Below are 18,399 nucleotides of genomic sequence, written 5' to 3'. Positions count from 1 at the left end.
CCGACGCCGCCGCGCCGGCGCGTCACGCCGCAGGCCGCGCGCTCGCCGGTCGGCCGAGTTGGCCCGGATATTGCTGAATTCGGTGCACACACCGGCAACGGCGCCGGTGGGCAGTCCCCGCAGATGCAGGCCCGCCGTCGCAGGTGGGCGCAGCCAATCCGCAATCAGGACAACGACGTCCTCCCGTGCATGCACGGCCGGATGCCGTGGTCCCCCGCGACCGCCCGCCGCCGCGCAGCGACACGCAATCGACCGCCCCATGCAGGCGGCACTGGAACACGACATGACGACAGGCAAAGTCACGCTGCTGGGCGCCGGGCCCGGCGACCCCGATCTCCTGACGCTGAAAGCCGCGAAGGCGCTGGCAGCAGCCGACGTGTTGCTGCTCGACGATCTCGTCGCGCCCGGCATCGTCGAACTCGCACCGCACGCACGCGTGATCCGCGTCGGCAAGCGCGGCGGCTGCCGCTCCACGCCCCAGGCGTTCATCGAGAAGCTGATGCGCCGCTACGCGCTGCGCGGCGCGCACGTCGTGCGCGTGAAAGGCGGCGACGCACTGCTGTTCGGCCGCGCCGGCGAAGAACTTGCGACGCTGCGCGCCGCCGCGATTCCGGTCGACATCGTCAACGGCATCTCGTCGGGCTTCGCGGCTGCCGCGAGCCTCGGCATCTCGCTCACGCACCGCGAGCACTGCCAGGGCGTGACGTTCGTCACCGCGCACCGCCAGGATCACGGCGAGCCGGACTGGGCGGCGCTTGCCGCGACCGGCACCACGCTCGCGATCTACATGGGCATGAGCCGCGTCGACAACATCGCGGCCGGCCTGCTCGCCGCGCTGCCCGCCGCGACACCCGCCGCCGCCGTGCAATGGGCCGGCACGCCGCGCGAGCGCCGCTGGACCGGCACGCTCGGCGGTCTCGCGCACGGTGTCGCCGCGGCCGGACTCGGCAGCCCGGCCGTGATGCTCGTCGGCGCGGCGATCGGCGAAGCGTCCGTGCAGCAGACCGATGCTGCCGCGCTCGCGATGCTGTCGCGGGCCGCGTAATGCCAAACGTCATGCAGAACGTCATGCCGAAGGTCATGCCGAACGCGATGCAGCACGTCATGCGCGACGCCGTGCCGTACCCGCCGCACGCCCGCACCGTTCGCCGCAGCGGCGCTCGCTCGGGCTACCAGCAAGCCGGACGCGCTCCCCGGCGTGCGCCGACATCCGGCCGCGCCGTGCTCGCGTCGCTCACCCGCTGCCCCGAAGCCCGTCCGTCCGCGTTCGCGTCATGAGTTCGTCCGCCCCGTCCGCACGCCTGCGCGTGCTGCTCGTCACGGATACCGACAAGCCGATCGGCGAGCTCGGCGATGCGCTCGCGCGCCTCGGCTACGAAATGCTGAACGACGTCGCGACGCCCGCGCGCCTGCCCGCCGCCGTCGAGGAGCAGCGTCCCGACGTCGTGATCATCGATACCGATTCGCCGTCGCGCGACACGCTCGAGCAACTGGCCGTGATGCACGCGACCGCGCCGCGCCCCGTGCTGATGTTCAGCCACGATGCGGACCAGGCGCTGATTCACGCGGCCGTCGGCGCGGGCGTGAGCGCGTATCTCGTCGAAGGGCTGTCGGCCGAGCGTCTCGCGCCGATCCTCGAAGTCGCGCTCGCGCGCTTCTCGCACGACGATGCATTGCGCCGCCGCCTCGCCGACGTCGAGCGCGAACTCGCCGAACGCAAGCTGATCGATCGCGCGAAGCGCCTGCTGATGGATCGGCGCAGGCTGTCCGAACACGATGCGTATGCGCTGCTGCGCAAGCGCGCAATGGACCAGGGGCTGCGCATCGTCGACGTCGCGCGGCAACTGGTCGACGCGTCACCTCATTGACCGCCATGAATACTTCATTTCCCGCCGCGCCGGAACGCGCGCATCTTCGCCTCGGGTTCGTCGCGCTGAGCGACGCGGCCCCGCTGATCGTCGCGCAGCGGCTGAACCTCGGCGCGCGCCACGGCCTGACGCTCGCGTTGAGCCGCCAGCCGTCCTGGGCCGCCGTGCGCGACAAGCTGCTGACCGGCGAGCTCGACGCCGCGCACGCGCTGTACGGGCTCGTATGCGGATTGCAGCTCGGCATCGGCGGCCCGCAGACCGACATGGCCGCGCTGATGGTCCTCAACCGCAACGGCCAGGCGATCACGTTCGCGCGCGGGCTAGCCGACGCCTATCGCGCGAGCGGCGACGCACGCGCGGCGTTCGCGACGCTCGGCCGCAAACCGCTGCTCGCGCAGACCTTTCCGACCGGCACGCATGCAATGTGGCTCAACTACTGGCTCGCATCGCACGGCATCGATCCGCTGCGCGACGTGCGCAGCGTCGTGATCCCGCCGCCGGAGATGGTTGCGGCGCTCGCGAGCGGCGAACTCGACGGCTTCTGTGCGGGCGAGCCGTGGCACGCGGTCGCCGACGCGTGCGGCGCTGGCCGGACCGTCGCCGTCACGAGCGAGATCTGGCCCGATCATCCGGAGAAGGTGCTCGCCGCGCGACGCGAATTCGTCGCGCTCTATCCGGCCACCGCGCGCGCATTGATCCGCACGCTCGTCGATGCATGCGCATGGCTCGACGACGACGCCCATCGCCGTGAAGCCGCCGGCTGGCTCGCGTCGCCGGATGCGCTCGGCGTACCGGCGCGGCTGATCGCGCCGCGCCTGCTCGGCGACTACGGCGCGGGGCCGTTCGTGCAGCCGCCGCTGCCGATCCGGTTCCACGATGGCGGCGCCGTGAACCGGCCCGATCCGCGCGACGGCATGTGGTTCCTGTCGCAATACCGGCGCTGGGGCATGCTCGACGCCGCGCATGACGACGCGGCGATCGCCGCGGCAATCGCGCAAACGGCGTTGTATGATGCTGCGGTCGCCGAAGGCGGCGCTGCGGCCATGTGATCCCGCCCCTCGGGCCGGTCCCGCAACGCAGCACCCGTCCGGCGCGGCGGGCGGCACCGACACGCCGCGGCCCGCACCGGCGCGCCGCGCCGCATCGACGCCATTGCGTGTCGTGCGGCCACTCCGTTCCCGATCAGATTCGATGCCGAAACCACCGCGCACGCCACTCGACGTGCTGCTCACCGAAATCCGCGCTTGCCGCGCATGCGAAGCCGACCTGCCACTCGGTCCGCGCCCTGTCGTGCGCGCGCATCGCGACGCACGCATCCTGATCGTCGGCCAAGCGCCCGGCGCCCGCGTCCACGCGAGCGGCATCCCGTGGGACGATGCGAGCGGCAAGCGGCTGCGCGACTGGCTCGGCGTCGACGCCGACACGTTCTACGACGATACGCGCTTCGCGATCGTGCCGATGGGGTTTTGCTACCCGGGCCGCGGCGCGGGCGGCGACAACCCGCCGCGCCCCGAATGCGCACCGCGGTGGAACGCGCGGCTGCTCGCCGAACTGCCGTCGCTCCGGCTCACGCTGCTGATCGGCCAGTACGCGCAACGGTACTTCCTGCGCGACTCGCGCAAGGCCACGCTGACCGACACGGTCGGCGCGTGGCGCGACTACGGCCCCGGCGTGCTGCCGCTGCCGCATCCGTCTCCGCGCAACCAGGCATGGTTCAAACATCATCCGTGGTTCGATGCCGAGGTCGTGCCCGAACTGCGCCGGCGCGTCGCGCCGCTGGTCGCACGCTGACGAGCGCGATCGCGCGCACTCCCCACGCGAATGACCCGAAACGACATCGATTTCGCCTGCACCGGCTGCGGCCGATGCTGCCATGACCTGCGTATTCCGCTCACGGTGACCGAGGCCACGGCATGGGTGCAGCGCGGCGGCCGCGTCGAACTGCTGTGCGACGCGATGCCATGGCCTGTCGAGCCCGCGCCGGACGATGCATTCGCCGCGTACAAGCGCGCGCGTTCGTCGCCGGCGGTCAGCGGCACGCTGCCGATACGCGTCACCGTCGTCATCACCGCGTCGCATGCGGGGCCATGCCCGAACCTGCTCGGCGACCTGCGCTGCGGGATCTACGACGAACGGCCGCTGGTGTGCCGGATCTATCCGGCCGAAGTCAATCCGTTCGTGCCGTTGACGCCGGACGGCAAGGCGTGCCCGTCCGGCGCGTGGCAGCATGCGCCGCTGATGCGAGGCGGCACGATCGTCGATGCGCTTACACGCGAGAACGTCGCGCGCGCAAGAGCCGCGAGCGAGGCCGAAACGCCATTGCGCGCACGACTTGCCGCGGCGCTCGGAATCGATACGGCGGCCGTTGCGAACGAAGGCTTCGCGATTCACGCGCCGCCGGCCGACGCGCTGCTGGCCGCGCTGCACGCGCTTGGCGCGGGCAGTGACGCGGCGGCGGCCGCCGAGCCCGAGCCCGCGCCGACAGGGTGGACGCTGCTGACGAATCGCACCGTGACCGCCGACACGCTGCGATCGGTCGGCGCGGCAAGCCGGCTCGCGTCCGACGAAGCCGGCGCGCGCGGCCGCTATCTGGGTTTCCATCCGGCCGCCTGATTGCCCGGTCGGCCGCCCTGCGCGCACTGACGGCGCGGATCGCTGGCCGCCGCGGCCGGCATCCGCGCATTGCGGGGCGGATTCCGGCCACGCGCGGTTCGCTGTACCATCGCGGCTCAACCGCGTCACGACCAGCAGAATCCTTCATGCCCTCCACCGCCCCGCCGCGCCTGTACGGGATGCCCGAACGCAGCGACCGGCTCGACTTCTACATTCGCGACCAGGCGTCGCGCCAGGCGATCACCGAGCCGCACCGGCACGCGTATTTCCAGATCCAGTTCAACCTCGGCGGCGACACCGAGCAGCGCATCGGCGGCGTCACGCGGCCGTTTCCGCGCGGCGCGCTCGCGTTCGTGCTGCCGCATCGCGAGCATCTGATTCCGCATCCTGCGGGCGCGCACTTCATCGTGATCAACTTCAGCCAGGCGTTCCTGCGCGCCGATCTCGACGTCGATCCGCTCGATCTCGAGGATGTGCCCGCTCACCGCTTTCCCGAGCTGACGCCGTTCCGCTTCCAGGAGCATCTCGACTTCATCCTGACCGGCGATGCGTTCGACGAGGCGCGCCGCCTCGCGCTGTGCATGCTCGACGCCGACCGCGTGCGCACGTTCGGCTCTACCACGCTGCTGCGCGGCTACCTGTTGCAGTTGATCGGGCTCGTCTGCACGCAATACGCCGGTGCGCTCGACAAGCTCGCGCAGCGCGGCGCCCAGCGCGCGGGCAGGCGCGACGCGCTCGCGCGCGTGCTGCGCCACGTGCGTGCGAACCTGACCCGCGAGGATCTGACGCTCGCGGCAACCGCGGAGGCCGCGTTCCTGTCGCCGAACTACCTTGCGCACTTGGTGCGCAAGGAAACCGGCAGCACCTTCACCGATCTCGTGACCGAGCGCCGCATCGCGCTCGCGCAGTCGCTGCTCGCGCATACGAGCCGGCGCATCGCGGACATCGCGCGCTCCGTCGGCTTTCGCGACGAAGGGTATTTCGCGCGACGCTTCCGCGCGCGGGTCGGCGTGTCGCCGAAGGCGTACCGGGACGCCAACGCCGCGCTGCCGGCGCCGCCGGAAACGCCGGCCGTCGACGACGCGTAGTTTTGTCCCGTTAAAACGCAGTTTCGTCGCATTCCTGCGCACGCGCGTCGGATATCGTTCCATCCATGCCGGCCCGCGGCGCGTTGCGCGGGCGCCGGCATCCGTCCACTTGTCGAACGAGGCCATCCGATGTCCGCATACGTGATCGACGCCGCCGAGCGTCCTTCCATTGAAGTCGAGCAGTCGTCCGCGCGCTTTCCGGTGCGCCGCGTATTCTGCGTCGGCCGCAACTACGCCGACCACGCGCGCGAAATGGGCGCCGATCCCGACCGCGAACCGCCGTTCTTCTTCATGAAGCCGGCCGATGCGATCGTGCCGGCCGCCGGCACCGTCCCGTACCCGCCGCTGACCGGCGATCTCCATCATGAAATCGAGCTCGTCGTCGCGATCGGCAAGGACGGCCGGTCGATCGATCCGGCCGACGCGCTGACGCACGTGTGGGGTTACGGCGTCGGCGTCGATCTTACGCGCCGCGACTTGCAGGCGGAAGCAAAGAAGCTGAGCCGCCCGTGGGACTGGGCGAAAGGTTTCGACGCGTCGGGCCCCGTGACCGCGCTGCGCGCCGCCAGCGCGACCGGTCGTCCGGCGAGCGGCCGGATCTGGCTGGCCGTCAACGGCGACACGCGCCAGCAAGGCGATCTCGCCGACATGATCTGGCCGGTGCCCGACGTGATCGCGTATGTGTCGCGCTCGGTCGAGCTGAAGGCAGGCGACCTGATCTTCACCGGCACGCCGGCCGGTGTCGGCGCGCTGCAACCGGGCGATCGCGTGACGGGCGGCGTCGATGGCGTGGCCGCGTTCGAGTTCGTGGTGGGGGCCAAGCCGTAAGGCGGTTGTGCACGCACGCGCGGCGGGACGTTCATTCGGCGGCCGCGTCGCGTCGTGTCGATTGGCGCCGGTTGCAGCTGCCCCCCGCCGGTTGCCACGCCGAACGCTGCGCGCGTGTACCGCGGCTGTGCTTCCGAACCGGTCGATCGAGCGTCATGCTCGCGCGCATCGAACCTCGCCCGCACGTGGCTGCCAACCGGACGAGCGTCGGCAACATCATCACGGCTTGCCGCGCACGAGCTGATTGCGCGAACAATCGGCAGCGCCCCGTCGTCGCACTACCGCGCCCGCACCGACACGAACTTGCGCGCGTTGTCGCGCTGGATCAGCACCGCGATCACACCGCCTTTCGCTTCGAGCATCGGCACGTCGTCCGGCGTTTCGAGCAGCGTGTCGTTGAGCTCGAGAACGACGTCGCCCGGCCGGATACCTGCCTTCGCGGCCGGCCCGTGCACCGCATCGACCATCATCCCGACCGCCAGGCCCGTCGAGCGTCGTTCGGTGTCGCTCAGCGCGTGCATCGTCAGCCCGAGCCGGTCGCCGGTGTCGACCGGTCGCGTGGCGGCCATCGCGACGCCGGCGGCAGCAGCGTTGCCGACCGCGCCGGCCGCGCCAACGCCGTCGACGCTACCGATGCCGCCCGCAGCGCCCGCGACGGCTGCGTTGTCGATTGCGTCGCCGGTTGCATCGCCGGTTCCGGCCCCGGTGACGGTCAGCACCATCGGCGTGCGATTGCGGATCAGCCGCAGCGGCGCCTTCGCGCCGGCCGGCAGCGCGGCGGCCAGATCATTCAGCTCGGCCGACCGGCCGATCGGCCTGTCACCGAACTTCACGATCACGTCGCCGGCTTTCACGCCGGCCGCGGCGGCGGGCGAGCCGGGGTCGACGCCGTTGACGAGCGCGCCGGCCGGGCGCCGCAGGCCGAACGCTGCGGCCAGCCCCGCGCCGACATCCTGCACGTCGACGCCCAATACGTTGCCTGACGACGCGCGCTGCGCCTGCGCATTGGCCCGCATCTGCGCCTGCGCCTGCGCACGCACCTTCATCGCGAGCGCGATCGGAATCGCGAACGTCGTGCTCGCGTAGCGTTCGGCGCCGGTGTAGACCTGCATCGCGATGCCGATCACGTCGCCCGCGCGATTGAACACCGGGCCGCCGGAGTTGTCGGGATTGACCGCGATGTCGGTCTGGAAGAACGGAAACGCGCTGCCGTCCGGCAACGCATGGGCGGTCGCGCTGACGATACCGGCCGTGACCGTGTTGCCCGACCCGTCCGGCGCGCCGAGCGTCATCACCGGTTCGCCGGCGCGCACGCGCGACGAATCGCCGATGCGCACGACCGGCAGCCTCGTCGCATCGACGTGCAGCACGGCGACGTCGCTCTGCGGATCGACGGCCAGCACGGTCGCCTTCAAATCACGACGATCGGCCAGCCGCACGGTCACGTCGGTTGCATCGGCGACGACGTGCGCGGATGTGAGGATCAGCCCGTCCGCGCTGACGATGAAGCCTGAGCCGCTGCCCGCGATCGCGCGCGGCGACGTATCGGGCGCCGGCGCCGGCGAGCTCTGCATCGTCGGCAGCGGCGCGCCGCGCCGGAAGAATGCGGCGAGCGGATCGTCGGGATCGAGAATTGCGAAGGACGGGCCGCCGGCCTGCTGATCGGGCGCGGCGGTCATGATGGTCACGACCGCCGGGCCGTAGCGCTCGACGATCGCCGGGAAGTCGACCGGCATCGAGTAACGTGGCGCGACCGGCCGCTCCTTGGCGACCGGCGATGCGGCGGATGGCGCGGCGGTTGCGGCGGTCGCGGCAACGGCAGGCGGCGGCGCCGACCAAAAGACCGCAAACACGCCCCCGATCAGCGCGGTGCGAAGCACGGCGCGAGCAAGCGTCTGGCGAACCACGGCGCACCTCCCTGGGCAGTCGACGCGTCAACCGGCGCAACACGCGCGGACGCCCGACAAGCACTGGTACACCTCTCCATTTATAGACCACGCCGCGTGGGGAAAATACGAACCGAAACCCGGACGCGGCACAACCACGCGGCGGCCGAACCGCGACCATGCGCCTTTCGGACAAAGTACGCGGTTCGTCAATCCGAACATCCACTGCACGGCGGATTCAGGTGCCGATGTTCATGCCCGCTGCGCGCAAACCTCACGCTTGTTCAAATCAATGTGCATTCAGTTGCACGACCTGCTCGAGCGACGCCGAGACGACGTTCAGCACGTGGCGCACGACTTCTTCTTCCGTCATCCCGGAATCCAGATATGCGCGCACGTTCACCGACCGGGGCTGGCGGGACCCGCATTCGTCGTCGACGATGTAGATCTTGGCCGTATCCGCGCCTCCCGGCAAAAATATCTGGACCGTTCGCGTGCCGACGACCCTGCACATGCTCAAAGAGCCCATCGTGCGTCTCCGATCATTGAGTAATGAACTCAGTATGCGCGGGTACGGCGGGCGTAATTCACTTATAAGCGCGCACTTTTGGAGGTCCTGTCGGTAAATCGAACGTTGCCGCGTACTTTTCGACTTGCTTGCATCGGCCGGTATGTCGAGCAAGTCGCGTTTGCCGCCGGCAACCGTGACGCCGTCATCGGCAACGCAATGCGACCACGACCCGCGCGACTTCCGCGGACACCGCATGCGCAGGACTACGCCAACAACAGGAAATTGCGCACCACCGCCGACGGATCGTCGCGCCGCGACGCGATCGCGAGCTTCGCGCGCAGTCCGTCGCCGGCAACCGGCCGATACGCGACGCCCGCGACCTGCACCTGCGTGATCGCCTTCGGCACGATCGACACGCCGAGCCCGGCTGCGACCAGCATCACCGCCGACGCGATCTGCGGCGCGGGCTGCGCCATCCGCGGCTCGAAGCCGGCGGCATTGCACGCCGCGACGATATCGTCGAACAACGCGCTCCCCGCTTCGCGCGGCACCTGCACGAACGCCTCGTCGGCGAGCGCGGCGAGGTCGATCCGCCGTCGCTGCGCGAGCGGATGCGCGATAGGCACCGCGACGAACATCGGCTCTTCGTCCCAGTCGGCCGCCACGAGCGTATCGGCGATCCGGCGCTCCGGGCGCACGATCGCGACATCGAGACGCCCGGACTCCAGCGCCTCGAGCAGCACACCGGAAGTCGCCTCCTGCAACGTCAGTTCCGTATCGGGAAACGCTTCGCGAAACCGGCGGATCAGATCGGCGACCTTCGAATTGAAAGCCGCCGTGCCCGTAAAGCCGACGCGGAGCTGGCCGATTTCGCCGCGCGCGGCCCGCATCGCGGCTCGCGCCGCACGTTGCGCGTCGTCGAGCACGCGTCGCGCCTCGTCAGCGAACACCTGGCCCGCCACCGTCAGCTCGGCGCCGCGGGCGGTTCGCTTGAACAGTTCCACGCCGAGTTCGTTCTCCAGCGCCTTGATCTGCTGGCTCAATGGCGGCTGCCCGATGCCGAGCGTTTCCGCGGCTTTCGTGAAGTTCAATGTGGCGGCAACGGCCAGAAAGTATCGGAGATGCCGGAGTTCCATGCGCGACAGGGATCTCTCTTTGATGCGGGATGGATGGCTGCGGCGCCCGCCGCAGGCCAGTGGCAAAACATATCGCCACGGTTCTTTTCATATATTGGACATATGTTTGAGCGTGCGCAAGAATTTGGACATTCTCCTGCCCAACGGGTGCATGCCATGTCTTCTCCTGCGATGTCATCCGCCGAGACCCGCACCGGCGGCGGCGCCGCCGATGCGCTGCCCGCCGGCGTGTCGCCGCGCTCGGCTGCGTACAAGCGCATCGCGCTCGCGCTGTTCCTCGCCGGTTTTGCCACCTTTTCGCTGCTGTACTGCGTGCAGCCGCTGCTGCCTGCGTTCGCGCGCGAATTCGGTATCGGCGCGGCGTCGAGTTCGCTGTCGCTGTCGTTGTCGACCGGAATGCTCGCGGTGTCGATCCTGTGCGCCGGCGCGCTGTCCGAACGCGTCGGCCGACGCGGACTCATGTTCGCGTCCATGACGCTGGCCGCGCTGTTCAACCTGCTGGCCGCGATTTCGCCGAACTGGAACGGGCTTCTGGTGTGGCGCGCACTCGAAGGCTTCGCGCTCGGCGGCGTCCCGGCGGTTGCGATGGCCTATCTGGCCGAGGAGATCGCCGCCGACGGACTCGGGCTGTCGATGGGGCTCTACGTCGGTGGCACCGCGTTCGGCGGGATGATCGGGCGGATCGGGATGAGCGCGCTCGAAGAGTATTTCTCGTGGCGCACCGCGATGTTGACGATCGGCGTCGTCGACCTCGTCGCGGCAATCGCGTTCGTGATGCTGCTGCCGCCGTCGCGACGCTTCGTGAAGCGGACCGACCTGACGCTGCGCCACCACCTGCGGCTGTGGAATGCGCAACTGCGGCACGCTCGGCTGCCGTTCGTGTTCGCGATCGGCTTCCTCGTGATGGGCGCGTTCGTGACCGTCTACAACTACGCCGGCTTCCGCCTGACCGCCGCGCCGTTCAATCTGAGCGCGACCGCGTGCGGACTGATCTTCGGCGCGTATCTGTTCGGGATGGTGTCGTCTTCCAGCGCGGGCGCGCTGGCGGATCGGCTCGGGCGCGCGCCCGTGCTCGTCAGCGGCATTCTCGTGTTCGCGGCCGGCCTCGCGCTGACGCTGTCGCATTCGCTCGTCGCGATCATCGTCGGAATCGTGCTGATCACGATCGGCTTCTTCATCGCCCATGCAGTCGCGAGCGGCTGGGTCGGACAACTCGCCGGTTCCGCGAAGGGGCATGCGGCGTCGCTCTATCTGCTCGCGTATTACGTCGGATCGAGCGTGCTCGGCTCGGTCGGCGGCACGTTCTGGCAGCACGGCGCGTGGGGCGCGGTGGTCGCATACGTGGCGGTATTGCTCGCGCTCTGTCTCGCGGCGGCGCGTACGATCATGCGCGCGGAACGCGTGCAGTAAAGCCGGTCACGATGCATCGCATCGGCGCGCAAGCAGCCATCCGCGTTGCTGCCGCGCTGCACTGATCGCTGCAGCGGTTCGCCGCGTGCCGGGCGGCATATCGGGCGAGCGCCACACCATTCAATCGCCGGCGACACGCCGCGCGATCGCCGACAATGTGCGCAGCATCGGCGCGAACGCATCGGCCGACGTATTGCCGAACCCGAGCACGAGCCCGTTCGTCGGGGACGCCGGATGGATCGAAAACCCCGACAGCGGAAACGGTCCGATACCGTGCTCGCGCGCCGCTTCGACAATCGCGCGGTCGCGATAGCGCGCCGGCAGCCGCAACGCCAGATGCAATCCGCACGGGCCGCCCTCGACCCGGTGCGGCACGGTGAACGCGTCGTCGAGCGCCGCGAGCAGCAATCGCCGCCGGTCGCGATACAGCCGGCGCATCCGTCCGAGATGCCGTCCGTACTCCCCGGTCTCGATGAAATCGGCCAGCGCAAGCTGCACGTGGCGCGTGCCGCCGCGCAGCATTTCCGGCAACGCCGGCCGCACCGCGGCCAGCAACGCGTCCGGCAGCACCAGAAACCCGATTCGCAGCGCCGGAAACATCGTCTTGCTGAACGAGCCGAGATAGACGACCGGCGAATCGGCGGCGAGCCCGTGCAGCGCGCCGATCGGCTCGCCGGTGTGACGGAATTCGCTGTCGTAGTCGTCCTCGATGATCCACGCGCGATGCCGGCGTGCGGCATCGAGCAGCGCGAGCCGGCGCGAGATCGACAGCACCGCGCCGGTCGGAAACTGGTTCGACGGCGTCGTATAGACGAGCCGCGGCGTGCGTTCGCGCCAGTCCGCCTCGTGCGCGCGCAGCCCCTCCGCATCGACCGGCATCGGCACGACGTCGAGATCGGCCGCCTGCATCGCGCTGCGGGCGCCACGATAGCCGGGCTCCTCGACCCATACCGTATCGCCCGGGTTCGTCAGCAACTGCGCGCACAGCGCGATCGCGCCCTGCGCGCCTTCGGTGATCACGATCTGTTCGGGCTCGCACCGCACGCCACGCGTCACGGCCAGATGGCGGGCGATCGACTCGCGCAGCGCACGTTCGCCGAGCGGATCGCCGTACCCGAGCAGGTCGCGGCCCGCGCGGCGCAGCGCACGGTCGATCGCGTGCCGCCACGCATCCACCGGAAAATGCGACAGCGCGGGCACGCCCGGCCGGAAACCTTCCGATTCGCCGGTGCCGATCAGGCTCGGACGAATCCGGCCGAGCCGCTGCGCGACAGCCGGCGGCGCGGCCCGCCGGCGCGGCGCGGCCGGCCGCGACAGGCCGACTACCCGCGTGCCGCGACGATCCGATTGCAGGAACCCCTCGGCGACGAGCTGCTCGTAGACGGCTGCCGTCGTGTTGCGCGACACGCCCAGCGTCTCGGCCAGCGCGCGCGTGCCGGGCAACCGTGTGCCGGCCGGCATCGCGCCGCCCAGAATCGCATCGCGCACGCGGCGCAGCAGCTGCCGCTGCAGCGATGGCGCACCGGCCGAGCGTGCGAGCGGCGCATCGAGCGGCAGCGGCGGCGCAGCGCCGGGGGAAATGGCAGTCGTCATCGGGTCGTCACGGCATGGAATCTGGACACGGGGGCGCCCCGGCGCAGCACGCGCGTGGCACCATGAATATTCAGTACTCTGGCACTTCTCATGGTACCTCGCCGGGACTACGATCGTCTGCATGCCGGCATGTCGCCGGCCGCCAACCGAAGCGAGATCGACCTTGTCCACGCTCACCAACGACTTCCGGCAGCCGATCGGCCGCCCCGTTCCAGACTGGTCCGCACGCCCGCGCCCCGAGCGCATCGTGCTCGAAGGCCGCTACTGCCGCCTCGAACCGCTCGACGCCGACCGCCACGCGGCCGATCTGTACGCCGCGTACGCGCTTGCGCCCGACGGCAGCGACTGGACCTATCTCGCGCACGGCCCTTATGCCGACGAGTCGAGTTACCGCGACTACGCACGCGCTGCGGCGGCGAGCGCCGATCCGCTGCACTACACGGTGATCGACCGCGCGACAAACCGCGCCGTCGGCACGCTCGCGCTGATGCGCATCGATCCGGCCAACGGCGTGATCGAGGTCGGTTCGGTCACGTTCTCGCCGCTGCTCAAGCGCACGCCGGTCTCGACGGAAGCGCAGTACCTGCTGATGAAATATGCGTTCGACACGCTCGGCTACCGGCGCTACGAATGGAAGTGCGACGATCTGAACGGACCGTCGCGCAAGGCGGCCGCGCGGCTCGGCTTCCGTTACGAAGGCACGTTCCGGCAGGCGATCGTCTACAAGGGCCGCAACCGCGACACCGCATGGTTCTCGATCGTCGACGTCGAATGGCCGGACGTGCGTGCGGCGTTCGAAGCATGGCTCGCGCCGGAGAACTTCGACGCGAATGGCGCGCAGCGCGAATCGCTCGTCGCGATTCGCAATGCGCAGTCGCAAGCGCGCCGCGCGGCCAGCCCGGCGAACGACGCGACGCGCGTCACGGTCCGCGCGCTCACGCCAGCGGACGAAGCAGCATGGCGCCCGCTGTGGCGGGACTATCAGAAGTTCTACGAGACCGCGCTGAGCGACGCGGTGTTCGCGACGACATGGGCGCGGCTGACGGATCCCGACGAACCGATGTTCGCGCTCGGCGCGTTCGACGCGTCGGGTACGCTGATTGGCATCGTGCACGCGATCTATCACCGCTCATGCTGGACCGAAGGGCCTTACTGCTATCTGCAGGACCTGTTCACGGCGGCCGACGCGCGCGGCCAGGGCGCGGGCGGCGCGCTGATCGAGGCCGTGTACGAGCGGGCCCGCGAAGCCGGCGCGAGCCGCGTGTACTGGCTCACGCACGAAACCAATACGACCGCACGCGCGCTGTACGACAAGCTCGCGAACAACGCGGGGTTCATCCAGTACCGGAAGGACCTCAAGTAACGCGGCGACCCGGTCGGGCGAGCGACGCCGATCGCCGCGATGGCCCGCGCGCGCGGCCGACGCGCGACGGCGCAGGGGACCGAACCCCGCGCCGTCGCGATGCGTCTCGCTTTCCGTCTCAATACCGTGAGACGAATGTCCCGGCGTCTCATCCCGATCGATTGGCGCAATCGCAGCAATTTCGGCGCGCCGCATGCGCCCCTCTCCTCCGCCTCCAATGCCACGCGGCCTGCTGCACCGCACGCCGCGTGCGCGTCTTCGTCGCTGCCCGATCGCGCATCCGGGCTGGCCCCGTTCCTGCATATCGGTCGGTCGCGCATTCGCGCGACGGGCTCGACGGCTCCTGCCGTGCGCCCGACGACAACCTGACGGAGACAGCAACGTGAGTACACCGGCACCGAACACCGCTCTGAGCATGAAGGCCGCCGTCTGGCACGGCCGCAACGACATCCGCGTCGAACAGGTTCCCGTTCCGGCGCAACCGCCGGCAGGCTGGGTCCAGATTCGCGTGCACTGGTGCGGCATTTGCGGCTCGGACCTGCACGAATACGTCGCCGGCCCCGTGTTCATCCCGGTCGACGCGCCGCATCCGTTGACGGGCCTGAAAGGCCAGTGCATCCTCGGCCACGAGTTCAGCGGCGAAATCGCGGCGCTCGGCGCCGGCGTGACGGGCTTCGCGCTCGGCGATCGCGTGACGGCCGACGCGTGCCAGCATTGCGGCACCTGCTGGTACTGCCGGCACGGGCTGTACAACATCTGCGAGAACCTCGCGTTCACCGGGCTGATGAACAACGGCGCATTCGCCGAATACGTGAACGTGCCTGCCGAGCTGCTGTACAAGCTGCCCGACGACTTCCCGACCGAGGCCGGCGCGCTGATCGAGCCGCTCGCGGTCGGGCTGCATGCGGTGAAGAAGGCCGGCAACATCGTCGGGCAGACCGTCGTCGTGGTCGGCGCCGGCACGATCGGCCTGTGCACCATCATGTGCGCGAAGGCCGCGGGCGCCGGCCGCGTGATCGCGCTGGAAATGTCGGCCGCGCGCAAACAGAAGGCGCTGGAGGTCGGCGCGACGGCCGTGATCGACCCGAAGGCGTCCGACGCGATCGCGGAAGTCAAGGCGCTGACGGGCGGCTACGGTGCCGACGTGTCGTTCGAATGCATCGGGCACACGGCCACCGCGCAACTCGCGATCGACGTCATCCGCAAGGCGGGCAAGTCGGTGATGGTCGGCATCTTCGAGGAGCCGACGTCGTTCAATTTCTTCGACATCGTGTCGACCGAGAAGGAAGTGATCGGCTCGCTCGCATACAACGGCGAATTCGCGGACGTGATCCGTTTCATCGCGGACGGCCGCATCGACGTGCAGCCGCTGATCACCGGACGCATTGCGCTCGGCGACATCGTCACGCACGGATTCGAGGAGCTGGTCAACCACAAGGACCGGAACGTGAAGATCATCGTCCAGCCGGCAGCCGCGTGACCACGGCCAGGTAACGCGCAGCTCGGGGGCCGGCCGCGCGGCCCGGCGCGGCCCGGCGCGCCCCGGCACGCGGCCCCCAAAAGCCGGCACGCGTGCCGGCCTTTTTCGATGCGCGTACAACGACGCAGCCCGCGACGCGCGGGGTCGGACTTGGATATACTCGTAGCGACATTACCGCCGCGCGCCGCCCGCGCGCCCGCTTCCGTGAAACCACGAGCCGGCCTGATCCTCGAACTCGTCGTCAACCTGCTGCTGCCCTGGGTCGCGTATCGGGTCGCGCACCCGTATTTCGGCGAAACCGGCGCGCTGTACGCGTCCGCGGTGCCGCCGATCGTCTGGTCGGTCGTCGAATTCATCCGCTCGCGCCGCGTCGATGCCGTCGCCGCCGTCGTGCTGCTCGGCATCGCGCTGTCGATCGCCGGCATGGCGCTCGGCGGCAGCACACGCACACTGCTGATGCGCGAATCGCTCGCGTCCGGCACGATCGGCGTGTTGTTCCTGCTGTCGCTGTTCCTCGATCGTCCGCTGATCTTCTATCTCGCCCGAGCGACGGTCGCCCGCGAAATGACGGGCGGCGCCGCGCGTTTCGAGACAGTGTGGGCGGAGCAGCCGGGGCTGCGCCAGATGCTGCGGCTGATGACGTTCGTGTGGGGCGCGTGCATGACGCTCGAGATGCTCGTGCGCCTGTGGATGGTCGTCACGTGGCCCGTCGAGCGCGTGCTCGTCGTGTCGCCGATCATGGGCTACACGGTATTCGGCACGCTGATGGTCTGGACGTTCTGGTACCGGCGTCGCATGCGCGAGCGCAACAGCGTCGACATCCCGACCCGCGACGGCGTCACCGAAACCGCCGGCCGCTGACCGGTCGGCCCGTCCATCCTGCACCGCCGGCGTCGGCACCGTGTCGCGGCCGCTGCGGTATGATGCGCGGCGTTTCGTTTGTCCGATGCATCGTCCATGTCTCTTTCGCTTCTTCCGTGCGCCACGATCTGGCTCGCGCTGTTCGCGGCCGCCGCATTCGCATGGCAGCGCCCGCTGCACGGCCTGAGCATCGCCGCCGCCACGCTCGGCTATGCCGGCGCGCTCGCGTTCGGCAAGCTCGAACCGATCGTGCTCGCTCCGTTCGCGCTGCTAGCGGCTGCCGCCTGGGGCGTCGCGCCCGGCCGCCCGCTCGTGGTGCGGATCGCGTCGCATGTCGTATTCGCGGCGCTCGCGATCGCGCTCAGCCTGCATCTGCTTCCCGGTTTCCATAATCCGCGCGTGATCGAGCCGACGCGTTTCACGCCGGACGCCGTGCCGTTCACGATGTATCTGAATTTCGACAAGCCGCTGGTTGGCCTGTGGCTGCTGTGGGCGTTGCCGTGGGTCGCGCCCGACGTCCCGCTGGCGCGGGCGCTGCGCACCGGCGCCGTGGCGGCGGCCGCGACGGCCGCCGCGTGCCTGGCCGGCGCGCTCGCGTTCGGGATGGTCGGCTGGGCGCCGAAATGGCCGGCGTCGGGGTGGATCTGGCTCGTCAACAACGTACTGCTCGTGACGCTCGCCGAGGAAGCGCTGTTCCGCGGCTACGTGCAGGGCGGGCTCACGCGCGTGCTCGGCCGGTTCGGCTGGGGGCCGTGGGCCGCGCTCGCGATCGGCGCGGTACTGTTCGGCGCCGCGCACGCATCCGGCGGCTGGCAGTGGATCGTGCTCGGGACGGCGGCCGGCATCGGTTACGGGCTTGCGTGGCGGCGCGGCGGGCTGCTCGCGGCCGCGCTCGCGCACGCGGGACTGAACCTCGTGCACTTCGGACTGTTCACGTACCCGATGCTCGCGGCCGCGCGCTGAACGCGCAATGGCTTACTTGATCCCGTCGGCAAGCGGCTGCAGGAATTCGGAGAAGCCGGTCAACATGATCTGCACGCCGATGCACAGCAGCAGGAACGCGGACACGCGCTTCGCGACCTTCGTGCCTTCGGTGCCAAGATAGCGCGACAGCAGTGCGGCACGGCTGTAGGTCAGCCAGATCACGACCGCAACGAGTGCCGATACCGAAATCGACACGATGCTCGACAGCATGAACTCCGACAGCTTGTGCGTGCGGTTCGCGTTCAGCGCGATCGCGGTCGCGATCGACCCGGGGCCGACCGTCAGCGGCACGGTCAGCGGGAAGAATGCGCGGGTCATGATCGCGTTCGCATCGATTGGCTTGATCGGCGTATCGCCGCCGGCCGCCGGCCCGTCCGGCTCGTTGAGCATCTGCCAGCCCGCGACGGCCACTGCGAAACCGCCGCCGATCCGCAGCGCTTCCATCGAGATCCCGAAGAAATGCAGCACCGGCGTGCCGGCGAAGAACGCGACAAGCAACACGACGAACGCGTTGAACGCGACCTTCTTCGCGAGCAGGTCGCGCTCGTGCTCGGTCAGCGCCTCCGTGCGTTCGAGGAACAGGAACGCGATGCCGATCGGGTTGATGATGCCGATCAGGCCGGTGAAGCCGAACAGGATCTCGGAGATTAGACGGTTGACGATCATCGGGGCGAAGAGACGGTCGGAGCTGGGCCGGCCACGCTCGGGGTCGGGCCGGGGGTCACGCATTGTAGAGCAAGCGCCGTCGCCCGCGACGCAAATCGCGGCCCGCGCCCGG

At 69.8% G+C, this 18,399-nt stretch carries 18 protein-coding genes; 13 read left to right on the top strand and 5 right to left on the bottom strand.

Annotated features, from left to right (window positions below; genetic code table 11):
• Positions 1-283: 283 nt before the first annotated feature.
• The 8 genes from cobA (at position 284) to KDW55_RS04405 (ending at position 6,397) form a co-directional block, all read left to right on the top strand.
• Positions 284-1,045: a uroporphyrinogen-III C-methyltransferase gene (cobA, locus tag KDW55_RS04440; protein ID WP_059547460.1), complete on the top strand. Its 762-nt coding sequence runs from the start codon at positions 284-286 to the stop codon at positions 1,043-1,045.
• An 11-nt stretch (positions 1,046-1,056) separates the two neighbouring features.
• Complete coding sequence (locus KDW55_RS04435; RefSeq protein ID WP_212197880.1) at positions 1,057-1,278, top strand: hypothetical protein; 222 nt, start codon at positions 1,057-1,059, stop codon at positions 1,276-1,278.
• The gene (locus tag KDW55_RS04430) at positions 1,275-1,868 is read left to right on the top strand and encodes an ANTAR domain-containing protein (protein ID WP_040139974.1); all 594 of its coding nucleotides are present in this window, start codon (positions 1,275-1,277) and stop codon (positions 1,866-1,868) included. The genes KDW55_RS04435 and KDW55_RS04430 overlap by 4 nt, the downstream gene beginning before the upstream one ends.
• Positions 1,869-1,873: 5 nt before the next feature.
• Complete coding sequence (locus tag KDW55_RS04425; RefSeq protein ID WP_212197879.1) at positions 1,874-2,917, top strand: CmpA/NrtA family ABC transporter substrate-binding protein; 1,044 nt, start codon at positions 1,874-1,876, stop codon at positions 2,915-2,917.
• Positions 2,918-3,059: 142 nt separating this feature from the next.
• Positions 3,060-3,659: a uracil-DNA glycosylase family protein gene (locus KDW55_RS04420; RefSeq protein ID WP_040139978.1), complete on the top strand. Its 600-nt coding sequence runs from the start codon at positions 3,060-3,062 to the stop codon at positions 3,657-3,659.
• 30 nt (positions 3,660-3,689) lie between these two features.
• A complete protein-coding gene (locus tag KDW55_RS04415) occupies positions 3,690-4,481 on the top strand; it encodes a YkgJ family cysteine cluster protein (protein ID WP_212197878.1) in 792 nt (263 codons plus the stop codon).
• Positions 4,482-4,627: 146 nt separating this feature from the next.
• Positions 4,628-5,569, top strand: coding sequence for a helix-turn-helix transcriptional regulator (locus KDW55_RS04410; RefSeq protein WP_040139982.1), 942 nt, complete (start codon positions 4,628-4,630; stop codon positions 5,567-5,569).
• A gap of 129 nt (positions 5,570-5,698) precedes the next feature.
• On the top strand, positions 5,699-6,397 hold the full coding sequence (locus KDW55_RS04405; protein WP_212197877.1) for a fumarylacetoacetate hydrolase family protein: 699 nt from the start codon (positions 5,699-5,701) through the stop codon (positions 6,395-6,397).
• 278 nt (positions 6,398-6,675) lie between these two features.
• Here KDW55_RS04405 and KDW55_RS04400 read toward each other — a convergent pair whose 3' ends face one another.
• The 3 genes from KDW55_RS04400 to KDW55_RS04390 all read right to left on the bottom strand — a co-directional run bounded on the left by KDW55_RS04400 (position 6,676) and on the right by KDW55_RS04390 (position 9,930).
• Positions 6,676-8,304, bottom strand: a complete 1,629-nt coding sequence (locus tag KDW55_RS04400) for a trypsin-like peptidase domain-containing protein (protein WP_209825489.1) — start codon at positions 8,302-8,304, stop codon at positions 6,676-6,678.
• 268 nt (positions 8,305-8,572) lie between these two features.
• Entirely contained in the window at positions 8,573-8,812 is a 240-nt protein-coding gene (locus KDW55_RS04395) for a hypothetical protein (protein ID WP_069243048.1), read from the bottom strand.
• Positions 8,813-9,057: 245 nt separating this feature from the next.
• Positions 9,058-9,930 (bottom strand): LysR family transcriptional regulator, encoded by an 873-nt coding sequence (locus tag KDW55_RS04390; RefSeq protein WP_212160109.1) that lies wholly within the window; start codon positions 9,928-9,930, stop codon positions 9,058-9,060.
• Positions 9,931-10,086: 156 nt separating this feature from the next.
• Between KDW55_RS04390 and KDW55_RS04385 the strand changes: the two genes are divergently transcribed.
• Positions 10,087-11,340 carry an MFS transporter gene (locus KDW55_RS04385; protein WP_040139987.1) on the top strand — a complete coding sequence of 418 codons (1,254 nt, stop codon included), beginning with the start codon at positions 10,087-10,089 and terminating at the stop codon, positions 11,338-11,340.
• A 120-nt stretch (positions 11,341-11,460) separates the two neighbouring features.
• On the opposite strand, the gene KDW55_RS04380 is transcribed toward KDW55_RS04385, so the two are convergent.
• The gene (locus KDW55_RS04380) at positions 11,461-12,933 is read right to left on the bottom strand and encodes a PLP-dependent aminotransferase family protein (protein WP_040139989.1); all 1,473 of its coding nucleotides are present in this window, start codon (positions 12,931-12,933) and stop codon (positions 11,461-11,463) included.
• A gap of 163 nt (positions 12,934-13,096) precedes the next feature.
• On the opposite strand from KDW55_RS04380, the gene KDW55_RS04375 reads away from it, so the two are divergent.
• The 4 genes from KDW55_RS04375 (at position 13,097) to KDW55_RS04360 (ending at position 17,600) form a co-directional block, all read left to right on the top strand.
• Positions 13,097-14,296 (top strand): GNAT family N-acetyltransferase, encoded by a 1,200-nt coding sequence (locus KDW55_RS04375; RefSeq protein ID WP_212197876.1) that lies wholly within the window; start codon positions 13,097-13,099, stop codon positions 14,294-14,296.
• A gap of 415 nt (positions 14,297-14,711) precedes the next feature.
• Positions 14,712-15,776, top strand: a complete 1,065-nt coding sequence (locus KDW55_RS04370) for a 2,3-butanediol dehydrogenase (RefSeq protein ID WP_209822790.1) — start codon at positions 14,712-14,714, stop codon at positions 15,774-15,776.
• 204 nt (positions 15,777-15,980) lie between these two features.
• Positions 15,981-16,637 (top strand): VC0807 family protein, encoded by a 657-nt coding sequence (locus KDW55_RS04365; RefSeq protein WP_040139996.1) that lies wholly within the window; start codon positions 15,981-15,983, stop codon positions 16,635-16,637.
• A gap of 96 nt (positions 16,638-16,733) precedes the next feature.
• A complete protein-coding gene (locus KDW55_RS04360) occupies positions 16,734-17,600 on the top strand; it encodes a CPBP family intramembrane glutamic endopeptidase (RefSeq protein ID WP_059547130.1) in 867 nt (288 codons plus the stop codon).
• A 12-nt stretch (positions 17,601-17,612) separates the two neighbouring features.
• On the opposite strand, the gene KDW55_RS04355 is transcribed toward KDW55_RS04360, so the two are convergent.
• Positions 17,613-18,287 carry a MarC family protein gene (locus KDW55_RS04355; protein ID WP_040140000.1) on the bottom strand — a complete coding sequence of 225 codons (675 nt, stop codon included), beginning with the start codon at positions 18,285-18,287 and terminating at the stop codon, positions 17,613-17,615.
• Positions 18,288-18,399 lie beyond the last annotated feature (112 nt).

Source organism: Burkholderia sp. AU19243, assembly GCF_018148075.1.
Lineage (GTDB): Bacteria > Pseudomonadota > Gammaproteobacteria > Burkholderiales > Burkholderiaceae > Burkholderia > Burkholderia latens_A.
Note: the sequence above shows the minus strand (reverse complement) of the source record. Positions and strands in the feature narration are given on the sequence as shown.